This window comes from Sorangium sp. So ce1153 (assembly GCF_051521595.1).
Taxonomy (GTDB): Bacteria; Myxococcota_A; Polyangia; order Polyangiales; family Polyangiaceae; genus Sorangium.
The window spans coordinates 2,635,638-2,653,689 of sequence record NZ_CP150361.1; the positions used below are offsets into that span (position 1 = coordinate 2,635,638).

General features: G+C 71.9%; 12 protein-coding genes. 7 read left to right on the forward strand and 5 right to left on the reverse strand.

Annotated features, from left to right (window positions below):
* Positions 1–2 precede the first annotated feature (2 nt).
* A complete protein-coding gene (locus WME85_RS09285; RefSeq protein ID WP_437837184.1) occupies positions 3–548 on the forward strand; it encodes a hypothetical protein in 546 nt (181 codons plus the stop codon).
* Positions 549–769: 221 nt separating this feature from the next.
* Here WME85_RS09285 and WME85_RS09290 read toward each other — a convergent pair whose 3' ends face one another.
* Complete coding sequence (locus tag WME85_RS09290; RefSeq protein WP_437837187.1) at positions 770–1,969, reverse strand: acyl-CoA dehydrogenase family protein; 1,200 nt, start codon at positions 1,967–1,969, stop codon at positions 770–772.
* Between the two features lie 49 nt (positions 1,970–2,018).
* Between WME85_RS09290 and WME85_RS09295 the strand changes: the two genes are divergently transcribed.
* The gene (locus tag WME85_RS09295; protein WP_437837189.1) at positions 2,019–3,101 is read left to right on the forward strand and encodes a phosphotransferase family protein; all 1,083 of its coding nucleotides are present in this window, start codon (positions 2,019–2,021) and stop codon (positions 3,099–3,101) included.
* A 343-nt stretch (positions 3,102–3,444) separates the two neighbouring features.
* Positions 3,445–4,035, forward strand: a complete 591-nt coding sequence (locus WME85_RS09300; RefSeq protein WP_437837191.1) for a Uma2 family endonuclease — start codon at positions 3,445–3,447, stop codon at positions 4,033–4,035.
* A 45-nt stretch (positions 4,036–4,080) separates the two neighbouring features.
* Here WME85_RS09300 and WME85_RS09305 read toward each other — a convergent pair whose 3' ends face one another.
* The 3 genes from WME85_RS09305 to tssC form a co-directional block, all read right to left on the reverse strand.
* The gene (locus WME85_RS09305; protein ID WP_437308758.1) at positions 4,081–4,710 is read right to left on the reverse strand and encodes a glutathione S-transferase family protein; all 630 of its coding nucleotides are present in this window, start codon (positions 4,708–4,710) and stop codon (positions 4,081–4,083) included.
* 52 nt (positions 4,711–4,762) lie between these two features.
* Positions 4,763–6,877, reverse strand: a complete 2,115-nt coding sequence (locus tag WME85_RS09310) for a M13 family metallopeptidase (RefSeq protein ID WP_437837193.1) — start codon at positions 6,875–6,877, stop codon at positions 4,763–4,765.
* Between the two features lie 112 nt (positions 6,878–6,989).
* Positions 6,990–8,471 carry a type VI secretion system contractile sheath large subunit gene (tssC, locus tag WME85_RS09315; protein ID WP_437837195.1) on the reverse strand — a complete coding sequence of 494 codons (1,482 nt, stop codon included), beginning with the start codon at positions 8,469–8,471 and terminating at the stop codon, positions 6,990–6,992.
* Between the two features lie 555 nt (positions 8,472–9,026).
* Between tssC and WME85_RS09320 the strand changes: the two genes are divergently transcribed.
* From WME85_RS09320 to WME85_RS09335, 4 genes are all read left to right on the forward strand, one after another.
* Positions 9,027–9,278 (forward strand): hypothetical protein, encoded by a 252-nt coding sequence (locus WME85_RS09320; protein WP_437837197.1) that lies wholly within the window; start codon positions 9,027–9,029, stop codon positions 9,276–9,278.
* 70 nt (positions 9,279–9,348) lie between these two features.
* A complete protein-coding gene (locus tag WME85_RS09325; RefSeq protein ID WP_437837199.1) occupies positions 9,349–9,936 on the forward strand; it encodes a hypothetical protein in 588 nt (195 codons plus the stop codon).
* Positions 9,937–9,938: 2 nt separating this feature from the next.
* Positions 9,939–12,089 carry a heavy metal translocating P-type ATPase gene (locus tag WME85_RS09330; protein ID WP_437837201.1) on the forward strand — a complete coding sequence of 717 codons (2,151 nt, stop codon included), beginning with the start codon at positions 9,939–9,941 and terminating at the stop codon, positions 12,087–12,089.
* A gap of 148 nt (positions 12,090–12,237) precedes the next feature.
* Entirely contained in the window at positions 12,238–12,783 is a 546-nt protein-coding gene (locus WME85_RS09335) for a cytochrome C (protein WP_437837202.1), read from the forward strand.
* Between the two features lie 45 nt (positions 12,784–12,828).
* On the opposite strand, the gene WME85_RS09340 is transcribed toward WME85_RS09335, so the two are convergent.
* On the reverse strand, positions 12,829–17,919 hold the full coding sequence (locus WME85_RS09340; RefSeq protein WP_437837204.1) for a sensor histidine kinase: 5,091 nt from the start codon (positions 17,917–17,919) through the stop codon (positions 12,829–12,831).
* Positions 17,920–18,052: the final 133 nt, after the last annotated feature.

Consider the following 18,052-nt stretch of genomic DNA (forward strand, 5'->3'; position numbering starts at 1 on the left):
CGATGATCAGCCCCCAGGACTTCCTGGCTGTCGCCCGGGATCTTGCGAAGCTTGATTCACGTCGACCTAGGCAAGCCAGTCTGCGGCGTGCCGTCTCGACAGCGTATTATGCGCTATTTCATTTGCTGATCCGAAGTTCCGTGAGCGCGCAGGTCGGGTTCGGTCCGACGACCACGCACCGCGAGATCGGGGAGACCGTCGTACGATGGTTCACGCACACACGGATGGCCGAGGTATGCGGTCTCTTCGCTGGTCCGACTGTCCCGAGCAAGCTCCGTAAGGTGCTGCCCAAAGGGCCACAGGGGGCCGCCTCGGTCGCTGCCTCAGCAGCTCTACAGGGCGTTGCACGAGCGTTCCTCGATCTTCAACAAGCCAGGCATGACGCTGATTACGACCCATCCAAGCGCTTCACCCGCCAGGGCGTGCTCACCCACGTAGGTCAGGCTGAGCAGGCCTTCAAGGATTGGGACGTCGCGATCTCGGACCCTTTTCGGCCGGTTTTTCTGTTGCTCATGCTCACCGGCGATGCAGTGATCAAAGATCGGTGAAGAACTGGTGAGTCCGGCGTTTGAATGGCGGGCTTCCCAACGAGCCGCTGTTGCCTTTCAGGGAGCACCGCGAGCGCTGGGCGCTCGTTGAGTCGCTGAAGGGCTACGCCACGGTCGTGCGTCGTCGCAGCGCTGGTACAACACGATGTCTCAGAGACAACCTGTCCCACTGGCGAGCTCGAGACCGCTGGTTGCCTCATGCGCATGAGGCGTCGAGATACTCAGATCAGCGTCGTCAACGCGCCTCGCAGGAAGTCACGCGCGACGACGACGTCGTGGACCTCGTCCGGGCCGTCGGCGATGCGAGCGGACCGGGCGAAGCGGTACCAGAGAGAAAAGGGCATGTCCTCGCTGTACCCGAGCGAGCCGTGCATCTGGATCGCGTCGTCGAGCACCTGGCAGAGGAGCCGCGCGACGTGGTTCTTCGCCATCGAGGAGTAGGGGCGCGCCTCCTTCTCCTTGCCTTGCTCGAGCATCGCCGCGCAGTGCAGCGTCATCAGGTTGCCGGCGTGGATGCCGGACGCCGCGTCGGCGATCTTCTTCTGGATCATCTGGTGGTGCGCGAGCGGCTTGCCGAAGCTCTCCCGCGTGACGACGTAGTCGCGGCACATCGCGAGCGCGCGGTCGGCCCAGCCCAGCCACCGCATGCAGTGCGTGAGGCGCGCCGGCACGAGGCGCCGCTGCGCGAGGAGGAAGCCCTCGCCGACGCCGCCGAGGACCGCGTCGTCGCCGACGCGCACGGCGTGGAAGCGGAGCTCGGCCTCGCGGTGCGCGAGCATCGGCGGGCTCATCACGGGGACGTCGCGCACGTGCTCGACGCCCTCGGCGTGACGATCGACGACGAACATCGTGGCGCCGGTGCGAGGATCGTCGGACGTCCGCGCCATCACGATGAGGAACGCCGCCTCGCCGCCGCCGGTCGTGTACCACTTGTGGCCGTCGATCGCCCAGCCGCCGTCGACCCTGGTCGCCCTGGTGCGCAGGTTCGACGGATCGGCGCCGGCGCCGGGGGCGGGCTCGGTCATCGAGAAGCCGCTCGTGATCTCGGCCCGGGCGAGCGGCGCGAGGTACTTCGCGCGGATCGCGGGCGAGGCCGCCTTGAGCAGCAGGTCCATGTTGCCCTGATCCGGAGCATCGCAGTTGAAGCAGGCCGCGCCGAGCGGAGAGCGGCCCATCTCGCGAAAGAGCGCGCACATGCCCATGATGCCGAGCCCCAGCCCGCCGTGCTCCACGGGCAGGTGCGGAACGAAGAGGCCCTCGGCCCGCGCGCGCCCCCGGAGCGCCGTCAGCGTGTCCTTCCGTCGCTCGCGATCCTCCTCGAGGATCGCGGGCTCGTTCGGGATGACGTGCTGGTCGACGAACGCGCGCACGCGGCCGCGGAGGTCGGCCAGCTCGGGGGACAGATCGAAGGAGATCGTCACGGCGGCAGTATAGGGGCCCAGAGGGCTGCGTGATAGGCTGGGACGCGCGATGGCCCTCACCCCACCGACCAACACGCGCGCGCCGCGCGACGCGCACCGGATCGATGAAGCGGCCCTCGGTCGCTGGCTCACCGAGCACGTCGAGGGCTGCGCGGGAGGCGCCCTGGCCGTCGCGCAGTTCAAGGGCGGTCAGTCGAACCCGACGTACTGGGTGGGCGTCGCCGGCGGGGCAGGCGGAGATCTGGAGCTCGTCGTGCGGAAGAAGCCGCCCGGCAAGCTCCTTCCCTCCGCGCACGCCGTCGAGCGCGAGTACCGGATCCTGCGCGCCCTCCGCGGCACGGAGGTGCCCGTTCCGGAGGCGCTCGCCCTCTGCGAGGACAGCTCGGTCATCGGCACACCGTTCTTCGTCATGCGGTATGTCGCCGGGCGGATCTTCTGGGATCCGGTCTTGCCAGAGCTCGGGACCGCCGGAGACCGCCGCGCCATCTACGCCGAGTACATCCGTGTCCTCGCGGCGCTCCACCGCGTCGACCGCGCCGCCGTCGGGCTCGCGGACTACGGCAAGGTCGGCGGCTTCGTCGCGCGGCAGGTCGACCGCTGGTCGAAGCAGTACGAGGCCTCGCGTACGGGCGAGATGCCGGCGATGGAGGCGCTCATGCGATGGCTGTCCGCGAACGTCCCGGCGCACGACGAGACGACGCTCGTCCACGGCGACTACCGGATCGACAACCTCGTATTTTCATCCGGTGCTGCGCCCGAGGCGATCGCGACGCTCGACTGGGAGCTCTCGACGCTCGGACACCCGGTGAGCGATCTCGCATACGCCTGCATGGGCTATCGCATCAACCTCCCCGGTCGCGGCGGCCTCGCCGGGGTCGATGTCGCGTCGCTCGGGATCCCGACCGAGGACGAGATGGTCGCCTCCTACTGCGAGCTGTCCGGTCGCGACGGCATCGAGGCGTGGCCGTACTTCATGGCCTTCGGCGTCTTCCGCCTCGCCGCGATCGCTCAGGGGGTCTACAGGCGGAGCCTCCTCGGCAACGCGAGCTCGGAGGACGCCGGCGGCTACGGCGCGGCCGTGACGGTGCTGTCCGAGCTCGCCTGCGAGATCGCGGGCATCTCTCCGCGCTAGGTTCTGCGGGAAGGCGCGCCTGCGCGTCGCGCAGGGGAGGGCGGCCCGAGCGAGAGCGTAGAGGGTTACTTTGGCGACGCTGCCTTCGCTTTGAGCGCCGCCAAAGACGCTGCTTCGAAACCCCTGTTTGTACAGAAGTCGCTCAAGAGCGGCGCGAACCACGGCAGCTGCGGCGCTGTTTGCTCCAACAGAGTGCGACTCGTGAGCTTGATCTATGTGACAGGGGACCCCGACGTCGGCACCATCGCGCATCCGGACCCGCACGCGCACGCGCCGATGAGCGCCTCGCCGTTCTGCTCCTCATCACCTTGCCCCGCCGCCCGCCCCCGGGCAGGCTTCCGCCATGGGCCATCCCGCCGAGAAGCGGCGTCACGCCACGTACGCCGACCTCGAAGCCGTCCCGCCGAACAAGGTGGCGGAGCTCGTCCGCGGTACCCTGCACGTGTTCCCCCGGCCGGCGCCGCGCCATGCGAACGCCGCGTCGTCGCTGGGGGCCGACCTGCACGGCGCTTTCCAGCGCGGGCGAGGGGGTCCGGGCGGCTGGTGGATCCTCGACGAGCCGGAGCTGCACTTCCCTGACCCGGACGCGCCCGGCGAGATCGACGCGCTCGTGCCCGACCTCGCCGGCTGGCGCCGCGAGCGCATGCCGGAGCTGCCCGAGACGGCGTACTTCCCGCTCGCTCCGGACTGGATCTGCGAGGTCCTGAGCGCGTCCACGGAGGGCGTCGACCGCGACGAGAAGATGCCGGTCTACGCGCGCGAGGGCGTGCGGCACGCATGGCTCGTCGACCCGATCGCGCGGACGCTCGAGGTCTACGCGCTCGACGCGGATCGTCGCTGGGGGCCCGCGGTGGTGCACCGCGAAGCCGCGCGCGTCCGCGCTGTGCCCTTCGACGCGATCGAGCTCGATCTATCGGTTCTCTGGGCGAAGTAGCGGAGGCGAGCCGGCCGGCCAGGGGATGGCAACCAGGCTGTCGAGCTACACGGCCACGTGGAGCGGCTGGACCACCGCGGCGAACGCCGGGAGCGCCTCGCAGCGGGCCGCGTGCGCGGCCAGCGCCGGCCTCTTCGCGGCGTCGAAGAGCGACGGGTGCGCCTCGCCGAGGAAGCGCAGCGCGCAGGCGACCGCGATGTCGGCGTGGCTGAAGGCGCCCAGCCAGAAGTCGCCGCCCCGGGCGGCGCGCTCCCGCTCCAGCAGGTCGAGCGTCTCGGAGATCTGCGTGACGCAGCGGTCGACCCAGACCGGGCTGCGGCGGTCACCGGCGCGCAGCACGTGCTCGTAGAGCAGGCTCACCGCCTTGTCCGCGAAGCCCGTGGCGAGCGCGCAGACCCGCAGGCCGGCGCGGCGCGCCTCGCCCGAGGCCGGCAGGAGCGCGCGCTCGGGCCCCACCAGGCCGTCGAGGGCGTCGAGGATCGCCGCGCTCTCCACGAGCGCCTCGCCGCCGTCCATCACGAGCACCGGCACGCGCCGGAGCGGGTTGTACCGCGCGATGGACTCCGCGTCTGCCCACACCGACCAAGGTCGGTGCTCGTACGCGAGCCCGTGATGCTGGAGCGCCACGGCGACGCGGCGCACGAAAGGCGAATCGTACTGACCGATCAGGATCATGGATCCGCCTGTAACCGAGGGAGCGGGCCGCGGCAACGCGCGGCCCCGGGCGCTACCAGACCGTGCACGTGTTGGTCGGCCGCATCGGCGTGCCGGGCGCGCACTTGAACGCCTCGCCGAACTCCGGGAGGTTCGCGAGCGGCCCGTTCACGCGGAAGTGCGGCGGGGAGTGCGGGTTCACCTGCACCATCAGCCGCAGCGCCTCGTCGCGCATCTTGCCGCACCACGCCTGCCCGTGCGCCAGGAAGAACTGCTGATCCTCCGTGAAGCCCCCCGCGACCGTCTGCTCCGCCGCGCCCTTGCGCATCGCGCGGTACGCCATGAACGCGAGCTTCAGGCCTCCGAGATCGGCGATGTTCTCGCCCAGCGTCAGCTTGCCGTTCAGCTTCAGCCCCGGCAGCGCCTCGTAGGCCGAATACTGCGCGTCGACACAGCCCGTCTTCGTCCTGAACGCCGCGCCGACGTCCTTGGACCACCAGTCCTCCAGGTTGCCCTTCGCGTCGAACTGCGACCCTTCGTCGTCGAAGCCGTGCGTGAGCTCGTGGCCCACCACCATGCCGATGCCGCCCAGGTTCACCGCCACGGCCGACTTCACGCTGTAGAAGGGCGGCTGCAGGATGCCGGCGGGGAACACCATGTGGTTCCGCTGCGGGTCGTAATAGGCATTCACGGAGGGCGGGCTCATCTGCCACTCGTCCCGGTCGAGCGGCTTGTCGATCTTGCCGAGATCCCACCGCGTGTGGAAGGCGCGCGCCGCGAGCGCGTTCTTCGCGTACGACTTCGGGTCGACCTCGAAATCGTACGTCTTCCACTTGTCGGGATAGCCGATGAGGTACGCCATCGCGCTCAGCTTCGTCAGCGCGCGCTGCTTCGTGCCCTCATCCATCCAGTCGAGCGACCGGACCTCGCGCGCGAACGCGTCGCTGATCTCGCGCACCATCGACTCGGCCGCCGGCTTGCTCTCGCCGGGGAAGCTCGTCTTCACGAACGGCTGCGCGAGCAGCTCGCCGAGCGCGTTGTCGGTCGAGTCCACGCAGCGCTTCCAGCGCGGCCGCACCTCCGTCTGCCCGGTGAGCGCCGATTGCAGCGTGAAGCTCTCGTCGACGAACGCCTTGGGCAGCGCGGGCGCGGTCGAGCGCACCACGTGCCACGCGAGGTAGCTCTGCCACGCGGCCGGCTTCGCCGCCTTGAGCAGCCGGGAGAGCCCCTCGAAGAACCGCACGGAGGTCACGTTCACCTCCTTGATGTCCGGGCGGCCGATCCCCTGGAAGTACGCGTCCCAAGGGAAATCCGGCGCCGTCTTCGCGAGCGCCGCCCGGTCCAGCTTGTTGTAGAGGCCCTTCGGGTCGCGCCGCTCGACGCGCGTCTTCGAGATCTTCGCGAGCTCGGTCTCGATCTGCACCACGTCGGCCGCCGCCGTCTTCGCCGCGGCCTCCTGCGCCCCCGCGAGCCGCATCATCCGCGCGACGTGCTCCTGGTACTTCGCGCGCAGCGCCTTCGATTTGTCGTCCTCGTTCAGGTAATAGTCGCGGTCCGGCAGGCCGAGGCCGTTCTGGTCGAGCTGCGCGATGACGCGCGTCGCGTCCTTCATGTCCTGCGCCGAGGCGATGTCGAAGAGCGCCCAGATGCGGCGGACGTGGAGCTCGGTCACGAGCGCCCCGACGCCCTTCGCGTCGCGCACGCGCCGCGCCTTCGCGAGGAGGTCCGCGATCGGCTTCGCGCCGGCGGCCTCGACCGCGGCCTCGTCCATGCAGGCCCCGTAGTAGGCCCCGATCTTCTTGCTCACCGGATCCCTGTCGCCGGCGTGCGCGGCCTCCTCGAGGATGCGCCGGAGCTCCGCCTCGTTGCGCTTCTCGATCTCGTTGAAGCTCCGCATCCAGTACGACTCGTCCCCCGGGATCTCCGCCTTCGCCAGCCACCCGCCGCAGGCGAACTGGTAGAAGTCCTGGCAGGGGTTCGCCGAGCGGTCGATCGCGGCCTCGTCGAGCCCGACGCTCTCGAGCTTCGTCTCGACCACGGGCAGGCCCTGGGGCGCCGGCGGCGCGGGCGCCGCGGGCGCCGTGGCGGCGGGGAGCGGCGGCGGGCTCGCGGCGGGGCCGCAGGCCGGCAGCGCGGCGAGCGCCAGGGTGATCGCGAGGGGAGCGGCAGGCTGTCGTTGCGTGCGCATGCCGCGCTCTACCACGGACCGCGCGCCGCGCGGATCCCGTGATGTCGGCCGAGGTCCGCGCCAGCGCGTACGTCCGGGCGCGCGGTCACCTCACTCCCGGCTCACTCGCGGCTCACTCCCGGTCGAGCTTGCCCATCAGGCTGAGGGTGAAGTAAGCCCCCATGTACTTGAGGTGCGGGCGCACCTCGAGGTGCACCCGGTACCAGCCCGCGCTCCCCTCGACCTCGGTCACGACGGTCCTGGCCTTGCGGAGCGGCCGGCGCGAGCGCACCGAGGGCGCAACGACATCCATGTCGGCGACATACTGGCCGAGCCACGCGTTCAGCTCGCGCTCCAGGTCGCCGCGCTCCTTCCATGTGCCGATCTGCTCGCGCTGCATCACCTTGAGGTAGTGGGCGAGCCGGCTCACGAGGAAGATGTAAGGCAGCTGCGTGCCGAGTCGATAGTTGATCTCCGCGGCGCGCGCCTCCTCGCTCTGGCCGAAGAACTTCGGCTTCTGTATGGAGTTCGCCGAGAAGAAGCACGCGTTGTCGGTGTCCTTACGGAACGTGAGCCCGATGAAGCCCTCCTCGCTGAGCTCGAACTCGCGGCGCTCGGTCAGCATGATCTCGGTCGGGATCTTCGTCTGGATCGCGCCCAGCGCCTCGTACTCGTGCAGCGTGAGCCCCTCGACCGTCCCGCCCGACTGCGGCCCGATGATGTGCAGGCACCAGCGGTGGCGCGCGAAGCTCTCGGCGAGCCGGGTCGCGAGCGCGTAGGTCGGTGCGCCCCAGCAGTACGCCGCGTGGTTGCCCACGACGTCCTCCTCGTACGAGAACGCCCTGACCGGCACGGTGCTCGCGCCGTACGGCAGGCGCAGGAGGAAGCGGGGGAGGAGCAGGCCCACGTAGCGCGCGTCCTCGGACTCGCGGAACGCGTTGTACTTCACGTACTGCGGCCCCTCGAAGAGCGCCTTGATGTCGCCGAGGTGCGGCACCTTCCGGTAGTCCGTGAGCCCGAAGAACTGCGGGCCCGCGACGGCCAGGAAGGGGGCGTGCGCCATCGACGCCACCGCCGCGCACTTCTGGAGGAGCGCGATGTCCTGGGGCCCGGGGCCAAACTCGTAGTTGGAGACGATGGCGGCGAACGGCTTGCCGCCGAACGAGCCGAACTCCGAGGAATAGGCGATCTTGTAGAGACCGCTCCTCACCACCTCGGACGAGTCCTCGAAATCGGTGAGCAGGTCGTCCTTCGAGCAGTTGAGGATCTCGAGCCGGATGTTCTCGCGAAAGTCGATGTGATCGACCGCGAACTTGAGCCCGCGCCAGGCCGCCTCCAGCCGCTGGAACGTCGGGTGGTGCAGGATCTCGTCGATCTGGCGTGACAGCCGCTGGTCGATCTCGGAGATCCACAGGTCGACCAGGGCGTTGTCGATCACCGCCCCGCCCGCCCCGCCCTCCGGCCGGCGGACCGCCTCGCGGAGCGCGGCCCTCACGCCCCGCTCCATGCCCTCGTACGCGGCGCTGGCCGGCACGATCCCCGTCTGCGCCAGGATCTCCGCGACGAGAGAGCCGCTGCCCTCTCGCGCGGGCTCTTCGTGCTGCCCCGCTTGCATGTCCGCAAATTTACCACGGTCGCTCGCCGCCTGGAAGCGACGGACTCGCCGGCGCGCGGGCGCCCCGCGCGGGCCCGCGCTGGCCCGCGCTGGAGCAGCGCGCCCTGGAGGCCAGGACAGAACGCTCCGCCAGCACGCAACTCACCACGTAAGCCAGCACGTAAGCCGACACGGAAATGAGGTGTCGAGTGGACATGAAATGTACGTGGCGATCGAGCGACTACAGTGTTACAAATCCTTTGTGGGTGCTCTCACGGAAGTCGCGGAAGCAAGGGTTTTCGCTCGAAGGTGCCCTCTCGTAGTCCCGGATCCGGCGCCGCCGCCCCCGAGGCGGCGGCCGTCCTGGTCGTGGCCGCGAAGGGCCGCCGCCGCGCGGCCCTAGCGACCCGCGCGGCTCGGAGTCCAGGGAAGCCAGCCGCGGAGGCGCGGAGGGCAGAGGTCCGCTTCTGTCCCTCTCCCTCCGTGTCGTCTGCGTCTCTGGGTTCGTGTTCTCTGTCGTCCGTAGGGCGCGCTGCTCGGCGTCGCCGATCGTGTCATTCGAGGAGAGGAGGGGGGATGGTACGCCTCGGGCTCGGCATCATCATCGGTGTTGGTCTCGCCAGCTTGACAAGGATCACCCGTCCGACCGTCAAGAGGGCCATGAAGCTCGGCTTCGTCGCGCTCGAGGCGCTCAAGAGCGCGCTCGGCGAGGGCAGGGAGCGGCTCGCCGATCTCACCGCCGAGGTGCGGGAGGAGATGGCGCGGCAGCAGCAGGGCGCCGACGCGTCCTCGGGGGTGCGCGTCAAGATGGAGCCGCCCGCGAGCTGAGGACGCGCTGAGGGCGCGCTGAGGAGAGGGGTGTCCGGGTGACCCGGCCTCGCCGGCCGGGAGGTGAGCCATGTCGAGCGATCGAGGGGTCTTCATCATTCACTGCATCCCGGGGCGCGTGCGCCTCGGCGTCGGCGCCCTCCGCCGGGACCCGGCGCGGGCGGAGGAGATCGCGGAGCTCGCGCGCGCGTGCCCCGGCGTCGTCGACGCGCGGGCGAGCGCGTGGGCCGGGAGCCTCACGGTCGAGCACGAGCCCGATGTCCCGCTCGAGGAGGTCCTCTCCGAGCTCGCGCGGATCCCGGAGCTCTCGGGCTGCGGCTGCCGCGCGCTCGACGAGCTCTCGCCGCCGCCGCGCTGCGCCGGGCCGGTCGAGCCGCCCAGCCCGGGCCGGACGGCGCGCCTCGTGGTCAAGGCCGCGGACCGGCTGAACGCCGCGACGCAGGCCGTCCCGCCGCCGCAGGTCGACCTCAAGCTCCTGATCCCCGGGCTGCTCGTCGGCTCCGGGGTGCTCCAGGTGCTGATGCGGCGCGCCCCGAGCGCGCCTCACTGGATCACGCTGGTCAAGTACGGACTCGACGCGTTCGTGTTGCTGAACCACGGCCGTATCCAGGGCTTCTTCGCGAGCTCGGGGGCGCCCACCGGCGGCGAGGCAGGGTGACCATGACAGCGCTTCTGTCGAGCGGGACCGCGCCGGTCTCCGTCGTCCACGCGATCCCCGGCAGGGTACGCCTGCGGCTCCCGCGCCTCCGCCGGGACGCGGCCTTCGGCCCGCTGCTCGAGGCCGGGCTCACCGCGGTGCCGGGGGTCCTGTCGGTGCGCGTCGCCGAGGGCGCGTCGAGCGCCGTCGTCGAGCACGACCCGCGGCAGGTGGACCTCGACGCCGTCGTGCGCGCCGCCGCGCTGGCCTCCGCGGCGCCGGCCCCGCGCGGGGCGCTGCGCGTCGCGCGCCGCGCCCGCGAGGCGCGCCGCGCGGCCTCCCTCGCGCGGCGCCCGCTCTACCTCTCGAGCGCCGGCATGCTCTTCGCGCTCGGCTTCGTCTCGCCGCTGCTCGCGTACCCGTTCATCGCCGCGACGTCCCTGCCCATCCTCAGGCGGGCGTGGGACTCGGTGGCCCGGCAGCGCAAGCTCAACGTCGACCTGCTCGACAGCCTCGCGATCGCGTCGGCGGTCGCGACCGGCGACGCCATCAACGCCGCCGGCATCATCTGGCTGGTCACGCTCGGCGACCACATCCGCGACCTCACCCAGGCCCGCGCCCGGCGCGCGATCAGCGGCCTGCTCGGGTACCAGCAGGACCTCGCGTGGGTGGTCCGCGGCGACGCCAAGGTGCAGGTCCCGGTGGCCGAGCTCGTCGTCGGCGACGTCCTCGTCGTCTACACCGGCTCGGTGATCCCTGTCGACGGGACGGTCACCGACGGGGAGGGGCTCGTCGACCAGCAGACGCTGACCGGCGAGTCGGTGCCCGTGCTCAAGGGCCCCGGCGACCGCTGCTTCGCGGCGACCGTCATCAAGGACGGCAAGCTGTACATCCGCGCCGACCGGGTCGGCGGCGACACGACGGCCGCGAGCACGGCGCGGCTCATCGAGAGCGCGCCCGCGCTGGAGACGCGCGCGCAGAACTACGCGGAGGTCGTGGCGAACCGGCTCGTCCCGCCGGCGCTCGCGTGCTCGGCCGTCGTGCTCGCGGCCACGCGAGATCTCGGCCGCGTCTCCGCGATCCTCACGATCGACTTCGGCACCGGCCCGCGCGTCTCGGCCCCCACGACGGTGCTCGCCTCGATGAACGCCGCGGCCCGGCGCGGGATCCTCATCAAGGGCGGCGCCTATATCGAGAAGCTCGCGAAGGTGTCGACCGTCGTGTTCGACAAGACGGGCACGCTGACCTCCGGCGTCCCCGAGGTGACCGATTTCCTCGTCCACGACGCCCTGTCCGAGCGCGAGGCGGCGACGCTCGCCGCCGCGGTGTCGGCGCGGCAGACCCACCCCGTCTCGCAGGCGGTGCTCCGGCTCGCCGAGGGCTGGCGGCTCTCGGTGCCGGACCGGGAGGAGTCCCGCTACCTCGTCGGCAGGGGCGTGCAGGCGAGGGTCCTCGGCCGGGTCGTGCAGCTCGGCAGCCCGCGCTTCATCGAGGAGCTCGGCGTCTCGTGCCGCACCGACGCCGGCGCCCGGAAGGCGCTCGAGGCCGCGGCGAAGTCGCTGCTCTTCCTCGCCGTCGACGGGCGGCACGTCGCCACGCTCGCCTACCGCGACGCGATCCGCGCCGAGAGCCGCGCGACGATCCGGAGCCTGCGCGAGCGCGGGATCGACGACATCGTCATGCTGACGGGCGACAGCCGCGAGGTGGCCCGGCAGGTCTCCCTCGAGCTCGGCATCACGCGGTTCTTCGCGGAGATGCTGCCCGAGGACAAGGCCGAGATCACGCGCCGGCTCACGCAGGAGGGCCGCACCGTCGCGGTCGTCGGGGACGGCATCAACGACTCGCCGGCGCTCTCGTACGCCGACATCGGGATCTGCGTCTCCGCGGGCGCGGAGATCGCCCGCGAGACGGCCGGCGTCGTCCTCGTGGAGGACGACCTGTCGAAGCTCGTCGAGGCGATCGACATCTCGCGCAGCGCGATGCGCATCATCCACCAGAACTTCAAGATGATCTTCGCCGTGAACGGGGTCGCGTACGCGCTCTCGATCCCCGGGCTCCTGAACCCGGTCATGGCGACGCTCATGAACAACGGCTCCGCGGTCCTCGCCTGCGTGAACGGCCTCCGTCCGCTCATGGCGGCTCCGCGCCGGAGGCCCCGCGCCGCGGGCGCGTAGCCCGGCGCTTCCGCCGGCGTCGGACGCGCGGCGGACGCGCGGCGGACGCGCGGACAGACGCGCTTTACGCCGCGCGCGCATCGCTGCTCGGCACGCGCGCTGCACTCCGGATAGAATGGTTGGAATGGGGAGCGAAACGCGAGCTGACTTGACCGGCTCCGCCGCCGCGCGGCCTCGCGCGGCGAGCTGGGCTGTGCGCGGGCTGCCGGGCGCGGCGCTGGCGGCGATGATCGGGTGTGCGGCCCTGGCCCAGTCGGAGGCCTCGCCGCACGTGCAAGCGTCCAGCCCGGAGGAGGCCGGCCGCTACCTGATCCTCGTGGGGGGCTGCAACGATTGCCACACGGTCGGCTGGGATCGATCGAGCGGCAGGCTGCCGGCCTCGGAGTGGCTGACGGGCAACGACGTTGGCTACCGAGGTCCGTGGGGGACGAGCTACGCGGCGAACCTCCGGATCTCCGTCCAGAACCTCAGCGAGGAGGCCTGGGTGCAGATGTTCCGCGCGGCCGCCGGGCGCCCGCCGATGCCCTGGCAGAACTACACGACCATGCACGAGCGCGACCTCGTGGCGATGTACCGCTTCATCCGGAGCCTCGGCGAGAAAGGCGCCCGCGCGCCGCTGCCGGTGCCGCCGGGCGAGGAGCCCACGACGCCGTACATCCTGTTCGTCCCGCAGCAGCCGGCCGCCAGGCCGTAGCGCCCTTCCTGGGCGCCGTAGCGCCCTTTCTGGGCGCGGCGCGCCTCAGGGGCGCGCACGGCCGAGCGCCGGCGGCGCCGCGCGCGACGTCGCTGCCGTCGGCTCGCAGGGCAGCTCCACCGTGAACCGCGAGCCCTCGCCCGGCCGGCTCTCCGCGCGCACCGCGCCGCCGAGCGCCTCCACGATGCTCTTCACCACGTGGAGCCCGAGCCCGAGCCCTCCGAAATGGCGGTTCGACACGGCGCGCTCGAACCGCCCGAACACGTGCGGCAGCCGCTCGGCCGGGATGCCGATGCCCTGATCCTGCACGACGAGCTCCGCCGTGCCGTCGTTGCGCGCGACCGTGACCTCGATCGGCTTGCCCCCGCCGAACTTGAGGGCGTTGTCGAGCAGGTTCGAGATCACCTGCTCCAGCTTGCTCCTGTCCCACGCGCCCACGACGCACGGCTCCGCGCGCGCGCTCACGGGCGAGCCCGACTGCGCGATGCGGCCGCCGAGCCGCTCCAGGACCTCGCCCACGGCCTCCGCCATGTCGACCGGCTCGACGTGCAGCTCCAGCCGGCCGGTGTGGAGCTGCGAGACGTCCAGCAGATCGTCGACCAGCTGGATGAGCCGCTGCACCTGCCGATCGATCCGGTGCAGGGCGCGCCCGAGGCGCTCCTCGGACGCGAGGTCGCCCCGGCGGAGCAGCGCCTGGAGGCCGAGGCGCAGGGAGGTGACGGGCGTCCTCAGCTCGTGCGACGCGACGCTGAGGAAGTCGTCGCGGACGCGGACCGCGTGCTGCGCCTCGCGGTAGAGGCGGGCGTTCTCCAGGGCGATCGCGATCTGGCCCGAGAGGAGCTCCAGCACGTGCACGCGGTCGCGCGTGAAGGCGCGCGTGGTGAGGTTGTTCTCGAGGTAGACCACCCCGAGCCGCGCCTCCTTCCGCTGGATGGGCAGGACCAGGACCGACCTCGACCCGCCCTCGGCGAAGTGAGGATCGAGGTCGCGCTCCGGCTCGCAGGCCGCGTCGTCGAGCACGAGGGTCTCCCGCGCGCTGTGCGTGTGCTCGACGACCCGCCGCGGGACCTCGCGCGACCGGGAAAGCGGGGCGCGCTCGATGGAGACCGGGGCCGCGGCCGACCCGAGGGCCCGCACGAAGAGCTCCCCCTCTTCCTCGAGCACGAGCGCGCCGCGTTGCGCGCCGGCGGCCTCCAGGCAGACGCCGAGGAGCTTCTCGAGCAGCCGATCGAGGACGATCTCGCCCGAGAGGGTCTCGGCCGCCTTGAGCAGGCTGAGCGCGTCGAGGGCGACCGCCGGCAGCCGCTCCTCGACGGGCTCGGGCTCCTCGCAGGGCCCGTGGAGCCTGAACTCGTCCGTGAGCGCGCGGGCCTTCTCCGAGGCGCCCCAGCGGGCGAACCCCTGCCGCGCGGCGCGCAGGTAGAGGGCCGCGATCCGCGCCCGCCCGAGCCCATGGTAGAAGCGTCCGGCCAGCTCGTTGCCGAGCGCCTCGAGGTGGGTGAACCCCGCGCGGATCGCCCCGTCGATGGCCTCGTCGTACCGCACGCCGGCGAGCTCGAACTTGCGCTCGACGCGGGCGACCTCCGCGTCGACGAGGAGGCGCCTCGGGCGGAAGTTCTCCGCGCAGCCCGACTCCCACCTTTGCTGGAGGCGCTGCAGGTCGGCCACGCGCGCGAGCAGCGCGGCCCGCTCTCGCTCGTCGGCGTCGTCGCAACGCCAGAGCAGCGTGAGCGCGGTGTACAGCGCGTGCTGGCACTCGGGGATGTATGCGCCGAGGAAGTGCATGTACGGGACCGCCGCGTCGGAGTGCGCGGTGGCCTGGGCCAGGTTCCGGTACACGTAAGAGGCCTGGAGGCGCAGCGTGTGATACACGCACTTCGCCGGCCGTTCCCCCTGCGCCGCCTCGAGGAAGGCCCGCTCGTCGAACTCGGCGTCATCGGCGACGCTCCGGCTCCTCGTCAGCCCCTTGAGGCACCGGATGGTCTGCCGGTAGGCGAGCTGGTGGAGGAGCGTCGACTTGTTGCCGGTCTGCCGGCTGAACGCGAGCGCGTCGTTCAGATCGACCAGCACGCGATCGAGCTCCACCCCTGCGGCGAACGAGTGCTCCACGAGCCCCGTGTGCGCGTAGGCGGCGAAGCGGAGCTCGCCGGACGACACGCCGAGGGCGACGAGCTCGCGGAACGGCCCGGCGCTCGAGGCGAGCGGCGCGACCCACGGGTGAACGAACTCGGTGTACATGTACCGGGCGATCGTCTCCTGGGCGCGATCCTCGAACCTCCGCGCGAGCTCCACGGCGAGCCGGCCGAAGCCCTGGGCGCCCTGGAGCTCGCCCTCGGCCGCCAGGAGCATCGCGTGCCCTGCGTAGGAGAGGATCGACTCGCTCGAGTTGCCGTGCTCCAGCGCGAAGTGGACGCCGAGGGAGGTGATGAGCACGAGCCGCTTCCGGTCCGCGAACCACGCGGGGGCGACCATCTCGCCGAGGAGCTTCATGTAAGCCCGCTCTTCTGGCCGGGTCACGCGGGGGAGGTCGACGAGCGACTCGGGCGAGCGCTCCGCGAGGTGCCCGGCGATGGCCCGTCGCTGCGCCGCGATCGCCCCGTCGAGGTCCGCCGCGGGCAGCTCGACCCCGAAGTCGGCGCGCAGCGCGTCGCGTCCCCAGCCGAGCGCCAGCTCGTGCTCGCCGGTGATCGTCGCGCTCATGATCCGGATCGTCTCCAGATCGACCTTCTCGGAGATCGACGTCGCGTGGCGGAGCCCCTCGTCGACGAGCGCGCGGGCCATGGCGTGCTGATCCGTCAGCGCCGCGCACTCGGCCGCGTCGCGGTGCAGGGAGAACCAGAGCCCGTAGCACGATCGAGCGGCGCTCTCCGGCAGCAGCCGGAGGCCGCTGCGGAAGTACGCGAGCGCCGGGCCGTAGGCCGCGGCGCGGCGCGCCTTGAGGCCGGCGCGGTGGTTCAGCCGCGCGAGGTCGGCCTGCTGCTCCGCGTCGAGCAGCGCCGAGCCGAGGTTCAGGTGGTCCGCGGCGTCGAACAGCGCGCCCTCCGCCCTGTCGCCGGAGGAGGCCTCGAGGAAGCGGCCGATGTCGAGGTGCAGCTGCCTCCGCCGCTCCTCCGGCACGAGCTCGTAGGCCGCCTGCTGGACGCGATCGTGGGCGAACCGGACCGCGAGCTCCGCGCCCTGCGCGCGCGCGCCGTCGGGGCAGATGAGGCCGTCGCGGAGCGGCTGGTCGAGCGACGCGATCGCCTCGTCGACGGATCGCCCCGACAGCGCCGCGACGACCCTGAGCTCCGCGCGCTTGCCGATGCACGCGGCGATCTGCAGGAGCTCCTGCGCCCCGTCGGGCAGCTTGCGGACGGACTCCGTCATCAGCTGGACCACGTTGTCGGTCGCCCCGATCCGCTCGATCCGGCCGAGGTTCCATGTCCATGTCGAGCGGCTCGCGTCGAAGAGGAGCAGCCGCTTCTCCTGGAGCGATCGGAGGAGCTGCCGAATGAAGAAGGGGTTGCCCGCGGTCTTGGCGAGGATGAGCCCCGCGAGCGGCTGCGCTCGCGCCGGCTCGCAGCGGAGCGCGTCGGCGAGCAGCGCGACGATCGCCTCGGCGTCGAGGGGGCCCAGCGGGAGGCGGGTGATCGGGACCTGGGCTTGCCGGAGCTCCTCCAGGATTCCGTGGAGCCGGTGCGCGAGGCCGACTTCCCTCGACCGGTACGCGGCGATCAGCAGCACGTGCCGGCTGCCTGGATCCGCGGCCAGGGCGCGCAGGACGCGGAGCGACGCGGCGTCCGTCCACTGGAGGTCGTCGAGGAAGATCGCGAGCGGCGGCCGCTGGCTCGCCACCGCCCGCACGAAGTTCTGGATCGCGAGCAGGAAGCGGCTCTCCGCGCGCATCGGGTCCACGGCGGGCAGCTCGGGCGCCTCCGCGAGGAGGTCGGCGAGCTCCGGGCAGAGCTCGGCGATCGCGCGGCACGGCGCGCTCGCCGCGTCCCTGAGCTGCGCGCGGCTGTCCTCCGGCTCGGCGCGGATCGCGGCCGCGAGGGTGCGGAGCGCCTCCGCCAGCGAGGCGTAGGGCACGTTGGCGGCGCGCAGATCGAACTTCCCCTCGATGAACCGCCCGCCTTGCTCGGCGACCGCGCGCTGCAGCGCCTTGACGAGGGCGGTCTTCCCGATGCCCGCCTCTCCGGTCACCAGCGCGAGCTCGGTCCGGCCCTCCGACGCGCGGGCGAGCGCGCCGTGCAGCGCGGCGAGCTCGCGCTCGCGCCCGAACAGGCGTTCGGGCAGCGGGAGCCGCCGCGCGAGGTCGAGGCGGCCGAGCTCGAACGGCGCGACGTCGCCCGTGGAGCGCCATCGTTTCCGCGCCTCGCGCAGGTCCTCTGCGAGGCTCTCGGCGCTCTGGTACCGCAGCTCCGGCATCTTGGCGAGGAGCCGATGCACGAGCTCGGAGAGCGCCACCGGGACGTAGGGGCTCACCACGTGCGCGGGCACGGGGCTCCTCGCCACGTGGGCGTGCACGAGCGCGAGCGGATCGAGGTCCTGGAACGGCGGCGCGCCGATGAGCATGGCGTAGAAGATCGCGCCCAGCGCGTACAGGTCCGAGCGCGCGTCGATGAACCGGCCCGTGCGCCCGAGCTGCTCGGGGGACATGAAGGGGAGCGCCTTCAGCTTCTCGAGCTCGACCTCCACGGCTCGGGGCGCGCTCGTGAGCTCGGCGGCGTCCACGAAATGGACGAGGGTGACCTGCCCTTCCGCGCCGAGGACGACGCGGCTCGGGGCGAGGGCGCGGTGAACGACGCCGCTCGCGTGGATGCGCGCGCACGTGTCGGCGAGCGCGACGGCGATGTCGAAGAACGCGTTGAGCGCGAGCGGCCCTCGGGCGAGCCGCCGATCGAGGTCCTCGGGGCCTGCGTCCTCGAGGAGGAGCGCGGGCGCCCTCTCCGGTCCCTCGAGCGCGAGCGGCCGCGCGACCCCCGGCACGTCGAGCCGGCGCAGGAAGGCGTGCTCCCGGAGCAGGAGCGCCGCCGCGCCCTGGGCCGGCGCGCTCGTCCGGGTGCTCTTCTCCACGACCATCCTGCCGGCGATCGTCTGCCTGCGGAGCAGGAAGCGGCCGCAACGGTGGACCTCCGTCGCTTCCACCCGAGTCATACGCGTCCCCCCTCCGCGCGGCCTGTGAGGATGGGCATATAGAGCAAGACGCGTGAGCGTGCGAGCTGGGAAGTCCCCGCTCTCGCGACAGGGCAGGGACGTGGGTCGATGCGCCTGATGCAGGCATTCTCGG

Coding starts and splice junctions, on each gene's coding strand:
- WME85_RS09285 (WP_437837184.1), top strand. CDS start 3: ATGATCAGCCCCCAGGACTTCCTGGCTGTCGCCCGGGATCTTGCGAAG.
- WME85_RS09295 (WP_437837189.1), top strand. CDS start 2,019: ATGGCCCTCACCCCACCGACCAACACGCGCGCGCCGCGCGACGCGCAC.
- WME85_RS09300 (WP_437837191.1), top strand. CDS start 3,445: ATGGGCCATCCCGCCGAGAAGCGGCGTCACGCCACGTACGCCGACCTC.
- WME85_RS09305 (WP_437308758.1), bottom strand. CDS start 4,710: ATGATCCTGATCGGTCAGTACGATTCGCCTTTCGTGCGCCGCGTCGCC.
- WME85_RS09310 (WP_437837193.1), bottom strand. CDS start 6,877: ATGCGCACGCAACGACAGCCTGCCGCTCCCCTCGCGATCACCCTGGCG.
- tssC (WP_437837195.1), bottom strand. CDS start 8,471: ATGCAAGCGGGGCAGCACGAAGAGCCCGCGCGAGAGGGCAGCGGCTCT.
- WME85_RS09320 (WP_437837197.1), top strand. CDS start 9,027: ATGGTACGCCTCGGGCTCGGCATCATCATCGGTGTTGGTCTCGCCAGC.
- WME85_RS09325 (WP_437837199.1), top strand. CDS start 9,349: ATGTCGAGCGATCGAGGGGTCTTCATCATTCACTGCATCCCGGGGCGC.
- WME85_RS09330 (WP_437837201.1), top strand. CDS start 9,939: ATGACAGCGCTTCTGTCGAGCGGGACCGCGCCGGTCTCCGTCGTCCAC.
- WME85_RS09340 (WP_437837204.1), bottom strand. CDS start 17,919: ATGACTCGGGTGGAAGCGACGGAGGTCCACCGTTGCGGCCGCTTCCTG.